Source organism: Microbispora sp. ATCC PTA-5024, from assembly GCF_000511135.2.
Lineage (GTDB): Bacteria > Actinomycetota > Actinomycetes > Streptosporangiales > Streptosporangiaceae > Microbispora > Microbispora corallina.
In genome coordinates, this window is record NZ_KI866522.1 from 2,737,911 (window position 1) to 2,744,404 (window position 6,494).

Annotated in this window: 7 protein-coding genes; 5 read left to right on the forward strand and 2 right to left on the reverse strand. The window is 69.9% G+C overall.

Annotation, left to right across the window (positions count from 1 at the left end; genetic code table 11):
• Positions 1 to 8: 8 nt before the first annotated feature.
• The 3 genes from MPTA5024_RS12400 to MPTA5024_RS12410 all read left to right on the forward strand — a co-directional run bounded on the left by MPTA5024_RS12400 (position 9) and on the right by MPTA5024_RS12410 (position 2,989).
• Positions 9 to 1,082, forward strand: a complete 1,074-nt coding sequence (locus tag MPTA5024_RS12400; protein WP_036322561.1) for a DmpA family aminopeptidase — start codon at positions 9 to 11, stop codon at positions 1,080 to 1,082.
• An 86-nt stretch (positions 1,083 to 1,168) separates the two neighbouring features.
• Positions 1,169 to 1,381 carry a hypothetical protein gene (locus MPTA5024_RS12405; RefSeq protein WP_036322563.1) on the forward strand — a complete coding sequence of 71 codons (213 nt, stop codon included), beginning with the start codon at positions 1,169 to 1,171 and terminating at the stop codon, positions 1,379 to 1,381.
• A gap of 141 nt (positions 1,382 to 1,522) precedes the next feature.
• Positions 1,523 to 2,989, forward strand: coding sequence for a phosphodiester glycosidase family protein (locus MPTA5024_RS12410; protein ID WP_036322564.1), 1,467 nt, complete (start codon positions 1,523 to 1,525; stop codon positions 2,987 to 2,989).
• 98 nt (positions 2,990 to 3,087) lie between these two features.
• Here MPTA5024_RS12410 and MPTA5024_RS12415 read toward each other — a convergent pair whose 3' ends face one another.
• On the reverse strand, positions 3,088 to 3,921 hold the full coding sequence (locus MPTA5024_RS12415; RefSeq protein WP_232326406.1) for a phenylalanine 4-monooxygenase: 834 nt from the start codon (positions 3,919 to 3,921) through the stop codon (positions 3,088 to 3,090).
• 191 nt (positions 3,922 to 4,112) lie between these two features.
• Here MPTA5024_RS12415 and MPTA5024_RS12420 point away from each other — a divergent pair, with 191 nt between their 5' ends.
• Positions 4,113 to 4,586, forward strand: a complete 474-nt coding sequence (locus MPTA5024_RS12420) for an Lrp/AsnC family transcriptional regulator (protein ID WP_036322568.1) — start codon at positions 4,113 to 4,115, stop codon at positions 4,584 to 4,586.
• Between the two features lie 438 nt (positions 4,587 to 5,024).
• Here the strand turns inward: MPTA5024_RS12420 and MPTA5024_RS12425 are convergent, their stop codons facing one another.
• Positions 5,025 to 5,456, reverse strand: a complete 432-nt coding sequence (locus MPTA5024_RS12425) for an Rrf2 family transcriptional regulator (RefSeq protein WP_036322569.1) — start codon at positions 5,454 to 5,456, stop codon at positions 5,025 to 5,027.
• A gap of 206 nt (positions 5,457 to 5,662) precedes the next feature.
• On the opposite strand from MPTA5024_RS12425, the gene MPTA5024_RS12430 reads away from it, so the two are divergent.
• On the forward strand, positions 5,663 to 6,412 hold the full coding sequence (locus tag MPTA5024_RS12430; RefSeq protein ID WP_036322570.1) for an SDR family NAD(P)-dependent oxidoreductase: 750 nt from the start codon (positions 5,663 to 5,665) through the stop codon (positions 6,410 to 6,412).
• Positions 6,413 to 6,494: the final 82 nt, after the last annotated feature.

Genomic DNA, 6,494 nt, shown 5'->3' on the forward strand with positions numbered 1-6,494 from the left:
TTTCCCCCGTGAGAGCCCGCGACTTCGCCATCGTCGTCGGCACCGGAACCCCGGGCCCCCACAACGCGATCACCGACGTCCCCGGCGTCCGGGTCGGCCACACCACGCTGGTCGCGGGGACCGGCCCGCGGGTCGTCGGCCAGGGGCCTGTCCGCACGGGCGTGACCGTGATCCTCCCGCACGAGGGCTCCGCGTTCGACGAGCCGCTGTACGCCGGGGTGCACTGGCTCAACGGCAACGGCGAGATGACCGGCATGCCGTTCCTGCAGGAGTTCGGCCTGCTGGCCTCGCCCGTCGGGCTGACCAACACCGGGTCCGTCGGCGTCGTCCGCGACGCGTTCGTCGAGATCGAGGTCGGGTCGCTCGCCCGGGGCCGTCAGGCCTGGTCGCTGCCCGTCGTCGCCGAGACCTGGGACGGCCTGCTCAACGACATCGACGGACAGCACGTGACGGCCGCCCACGTCAAGGAGGCGTACGAGAGCGCCTCGGGCGGACCGGTCGCCGAGGGCGCCGTCGGCGGCGGCACCGGCATGATCTGCCACGGCTTCAAGGGCGGCATCGGCACCGCCTCCCGCGTGGTGGACGGGTACACGGTCGGCGTGCTCGTGCAGGCCAACCACGGGCGGCGGGACCGGCTCACGGTGAACGGCGTGAACGTCGGCCGCTCCCTGCCCGCCTCCGGCCTGGTGAACGAGGAGGCCGGCTCGATCATCGGGATCGTCGCCACCGACGCGCCGCTGCTGCCGCACCAGTGCCGCAGGCTCGCCCAGCGGGCGAGTCTCGGCGTCGCCAGGACCGGCGGCGCCGGGGAGAACTCCAGCGGCGACGGCTTCCTGTGCTTCTCCACGGGCAACCGGAACCTGCCCGCCAGCGCGCTCGACGCGCGGGGGCCGCGTACGTTCCAGGTCACCGTCCTCGCCGACGACCACATCGACCCGCTCTTCTACGCCGTCATCGAGGCCACGGAGGAGGCGATCGTCAACGCGCTCGTCGCGGCCGAGACGATGACCGGGGCGGACGATTTGACCGTTCCGGGGCTTGATGGGGCTTCGCTCGCGGAGATGCTGAACCCCGGAACGTAGGTATGTCGTCCCGGGTGTAAGAGCTATGCCACTGGCTACTTTCCGTGCACTTCCGTGTACGGACTGAATCATGCTTCCCTCGGAGGGTGCAGACGACGAGCGAACCTCAAATCAGCCCGGCGATCGTGGTCCGGGCCCTGTCCGCCCGCTTCCCCAGGTGGACGATCTGGTGGGGACAGGCGACCTCACACTACTGGGGCATGTCCCGCCGACGCGACGGGCTGCTCGTTCACGTCGAGGCCCGGTCGGCTCAGGAGTTCGTCCGGAGGGCGAAGGAGATCGATGCGGGAAGGACCTGATCGCGTCGTTTAGGCGCTGATGCGTGGTTCGTCACCGGCAATTGCTACCGATTCCCTCGCTCTTTGCGCGTTTCGCCCATCTTCTCCCGTCATTCTCGCCACGATGGTCCCGCTGAGGATCACCACTGGGGAGAAGACCACATGAGACGCCGCCAGATCGTGGGAGCCGCCGCCGTCCTGGCCCTGACGACGACCGCCCTTCCGGCCCCGGCGCTCGCCGACCCCGTCACCGGGCTCCCGGCGACGTCCTTCCCCCTGGGAGCGCCGGGGATCCCGAAGTACACGTCCAAGAGCCTCGCCCCCGGCGTCAGCTACTTCTCCGTCGGCCACGGCTCGTCGAAGGACGGGTACACGGTGAGCGTCGTGGTCGCAGGCAAGGACTACATGTCCGAGGCGGCCGCCCAGGAGCGGGCGGCCGCCGTTGAGGCCGCCGGCCTCACCCCCACGATCGTCACGTTCACCCGGCCCGCCGTGGCCGACTACCCCGCCGCCACCGGCTGGATGGTCCGGGTCGGCTCCTGGCCGCTGAGCGGCAAGGCCGACGCGGCCGAGGTCGTCAAACAGCTCAAGGACGCGGGCGTCTCGGCCAAGGTGGACTTCCAGGGCGACGACGGCTTCATCACGACCGGCCCCTGGAGGGTCAGGGTCATCGTGGTCGACCCCAAGGCGTTCCGCGGCTCGTTCCGCTCCTCCCTTGGCACGAGCGTCGCCAAGCGCGAGAAGGTCTCCGCCATGGCCTCCTCCGCCAAGGCCATCGCGGCCGTCAACGGCGGGTTCTTCGACATCCACACGCTGCCGGCCTTCCGCGGCGACCCCACCGGCATCTCCGTGGTGGGCGGCAAGCTGCTCAGCGAGGCCGTGCCCGGCCGCGTCGGCCTCGTTCTCAAGGGCCGTACGGCACGGGTGACGGAGCTGTCGTCCACCGTCACGGCCAAGTCATCCGACGGCGCCGCCACCGAGGTGACCGGCCTGAACCGGGTGCCCAAGCCCGACGAGCTCGTGATGTACACCGAGGAGCTCGGCCGGGCCACCCCGGACGACGACGGCGTCGAGGCCGTGCTCGACGCGTCCGGCACCGTGACCGCCGTGCGCGACCCGGGCGCCGCCGTCACCCGGGGCACCCGTGTGCTCCACGGCGTGGGCGCCGCCGCCGACTGGCTCTGGCAGCACGCCGCCGAGGGGACCAGGGTCGCGGTGACGACCCGGGTCACCGACATGCGCACGAAGAAGGCCGTCCCGCTGACCCCGCAGACCAACATCATCGGCGGAGCCGTCGGCCTGGTCCGCGCCGGTCACACCGCCATCACCCCCGGCCGCGACGGCATGGCGAACACCAACATGATCCTCCGGCGCCACCCCCGCACGCTGGCCGGCGTCGCCAAGGACGGCAGGCTCATCATCGCCGTCGTCGACGGCCGCGCCCCCGGCAGCACCGTCGGCGCCTCGTTCTTCGAGGCGGCCGCGCTGATGCGCTGGCTCGGCGCCCGCGACGCGATCAACCTGGACGGCGGCGGGTCCAGCACCATGGTGATCGGCAAGAAGGTCGTCAACCACCCGTCCGACGGCGTCGAACGCGGCGTGGGCGACGCCCTGCTGATCACGCCGTAACGGCCCGCTCCCGCGCGGGGCCGCCGCCTCGTCAGGTCGTGCGGTCGTCGTCAGGTGGTGCGGTCGTCGCCGTCAGGTCACGTGCGGCCGTCGTCTCGTCAGGTGGTGGGGGCGTGAGAGGCGAGGCGCCGGACCGCGTCGTCGTCGCAGGTGTCCCAGAACTCGCCCACGACGTCTTCGAGCTGGTCGAACGAGGCCGCCTCGAACAGCGTCTCCTGATACTTGGTGATGTCGTACGCCGTGGTGCCCATATCGACCAGGTCGAGGGGCCGGATGTCCATCCCCCGGAACTCCTCGATCTCGCCGTACGAGCTGAGGATGCCGGCGCCGTACGCCCTGACCTCGCCGTCCTCCCGCATCACGCCGAACTCCAGTGTGAACCAGAACACCTTGGACACGAACTCCAGGGCCTCGTCGGTCTCGACGCGCCGGGCCGCCCGGCCCGCCGCGCGGTACAACTCCGCGAAGCGTGGAGACGCCAGCGTGTTCGCGTGTCCGATCACCTCGTGGATGACGTCCGGCTCGGGCGTGTAGAACGGCACGGAGTGGTGCCGGATGTACTGCGTGGAATGGAACAGGCCGTCCGCCAGCACCCCGTAGAACTCCCGCAGCGGCACCAGCCCGGCGGCCGGGAGGTAGCGGAAGCCGGTCAGCGGGTGCAGGAGGTCGCTGACCTCCTGGAGCTGAGGAATGCGGTCGGCGGGAAGGCCCAGCCGCGCCGCGGCGTCGAGGAACTCGCGCACCGCGTACTTCTCGTGCTTGACCGCGAGCTCCCTGGTGACGAGCGCCCACACGTGGTGCTCCTCGTCGGTGTACTCGGCCACGGGGATGGGGTCACCCGGCGTGTGGTTCAGCGCCAGCGCGGCGATCCCGTTGCGCCGGTCGCGGTACACCGGGTCGGCGAACCCGGGGTGGCTCGTGGCCAGTTCCACGACGACGGACCCGTCATCCTTGGTCGCAACAGGAGCGAAGTATTGAGCTTCCTCAAACATATCCCCATATGACAGCAAGTCGCCGATTCACTGACAAGAGTGACCTGTTGGAGTGTGCGGATCGCTCAATATCGGCGATTCTCGGGGGATTTGGCTGGCCGATTCGACCAGCACGGGCGTACCCTCTGCGCATGCTCGATTCCCTCGACAGCCGGATGCTGATCACCATGCGGGCCAACCCGCGGATCGGGCTCACCGAACTGGCCCGCCTCCTCGGAGTGGCCCGCGGCACCGTCCAGGCCCGGCTCGAGAAGCTCACCATGCGCGGCGTCATCACCGACTTCGGCCCCACCGTCGCCACCGAGGAGATCGGCTACCCCATCCTCGCCTTCGCGTCCCTCCAGATCGCCCAGGGCCGTCTCACCGAGGCCGTCCAGACGCTCGCCGGCATCCCGGAGATCCTCGAGGTGTACGGCACCAGCGGCCAGGCCGACCTGCTCTGCCGCGTCGTCGCCCGCAGCACACCCCACCTCCAGGAGATCATCGCCCGCGTCCTCGCCTCCCCCGCCGTGACCCGCACGGACACGACCATCGCCCTGTCCACCCAGATCCCCTTCCGCATCGACCCGCTCCTCACCGCCGCCGTCGCCGATCCGAACGCCTGACGTACGCGGATGTCGCCTGTCGTTGCGACGACGGGACCGGGGCGCTTGTCGCGCTGGGCGGGCGATGCTTGTCCCGCACGACATGCCAGGCCCATCTGATGGGCACTGATGTGCCTCGGGTTCCGTGGAGTCGGCTTGATTGGTCGTCATGCCGGCGAGGGGGTGGCGCTGCGCGGTGCCTGTTGTGCGGGGTGGTGGGTTGCGTGACGCTGCGCTCGGCTCGGAAGCGTGCGGTCCTCGCGAAGCCCGCTTCGCTGGGCCTTCGCTGCGGTCCTCGCTCCCAGCCGGACTCCGCTCCCACAACCCCTACCGCGATCGCCCTGGGCGCATGGCTCCCTGACTGATCGCCCCGGCCGATCCGTCCGGCATAGACGACTGCCGACCCGTCATGGCCCCCGGTTCACGGAGCCCCTGCCGTCCTGTCCGTGGCGGACACCTTTAGCGGGCGGCGAGTACGTCGCGAAGAACCTGGGCGATCGTCGTCCGCGTCAGCTTGGCGCGCAGGGTGTCCTCGATCTCGTCGTAGACGGACTGCATGGCCGGCTGGATCCCGAAGCCGACAGGGCATCCCGCGTTGGGCGGGGTCCGGTGCATCCCGAACAGTGGGCCGGGTTCCACCGCCTCGTACACGTCCAGCAGGGTCATGGACTCCAGGGGACGGGCGAGCGACCATCCCGCGCCCGCCCCACGACGGGATTCGACGAGTCCCGCCTCACGCAGTTGCCCGAGCAGGCGCCGGATGACCACGGGGTTGGTGTTCACGCTCTCTGACACCTGTTCCGAGGTGGCGATCGGATGGCCGAGACTCTCGTTGAGCCCCATCCACGCCAGCGTGTGGGCGGCGATCGTCAGTCTGCTGTTCGCGCTCACCGGCCTCCCTTCCTTCGCGACCACTCAAGCGCACGCGGCGGTCACCCCCGTCACCTGCGGCGGGATCCGCTGCACCGTCCCACCGTCGGCCTCCCGATGGTTGACACCTTGAGTGTAACCGCTATGGTTACAACCATCCAGACGACGCCCACGAGTTCGTGTCGGGCATTGTCGTAACACGATTGGTTACTTTCAAGGGGGGACCTATGGGACGGCTCGACGGAAAGACGGCCGTCGTCACCGGCGCCAGCAGCGGGATCGGCCGCGCCACGGCCCGGCGCTTCGCGGACGAGGGTGCCCACGTGTTCGTGACCGGCCGCCGGCAGGAGGCGCTCGACACGTTGGTGGCGGAGATCGGCGCAAACGCCACAGCGGTGCGGACCGACGTGTCCGATCCGGTCGACCTCGACCGGCTCTACGCAACCGTCGCCGAGCGGGGCCGCGGCATCGATGTGCTGTTCGCCAACGCCGGCGGTGGCGAGTTCTCGCGTCTGGAGGACGTCACGGAGAAGCACTTCGACACGACCTTCGGCACCAACGTCCGAGGGCTGCTGTTCAGCGTCCAGAAGGCGCTGCCCCTGCTCAATGAGGGGGCGTCCGTGATTCTCACGGGTTCCACCGCCGGCAGCAGCGGGGCCGAGGCATTCGGCGTCTACGCCGCGTCCAAGGCCGCCGTACGGTCCCTCGCCCGTACCTGGGCCAACGAGCTCAGGGGCCGCGGGATCAGGGTGAACACGCTCGCACCCGGACCCACGGATACGGAGGGCATCACCGGGCTCGCCCCGACGCCGGAGCAGGCGGAGCTGCTCAAGGGCCACCTGACCGGCCAGGTGCCCCTCGGCCGGATGGCACGTCCGGAGGAGACCGCGGCGGCCGCCCTCTTCCTCGCCTCCACGGACAGCAGTTTCGTCACCGGCATCGAGCTCTTCGTCGACGGCGGCCTCAATCAGATCTGAGACATGAAAAAAGCCACCCCTGATGGGATGGCATGAAAATGTGAAGGGCCGCCCCCAATGACCGGGGGCGGCCCTTCACACT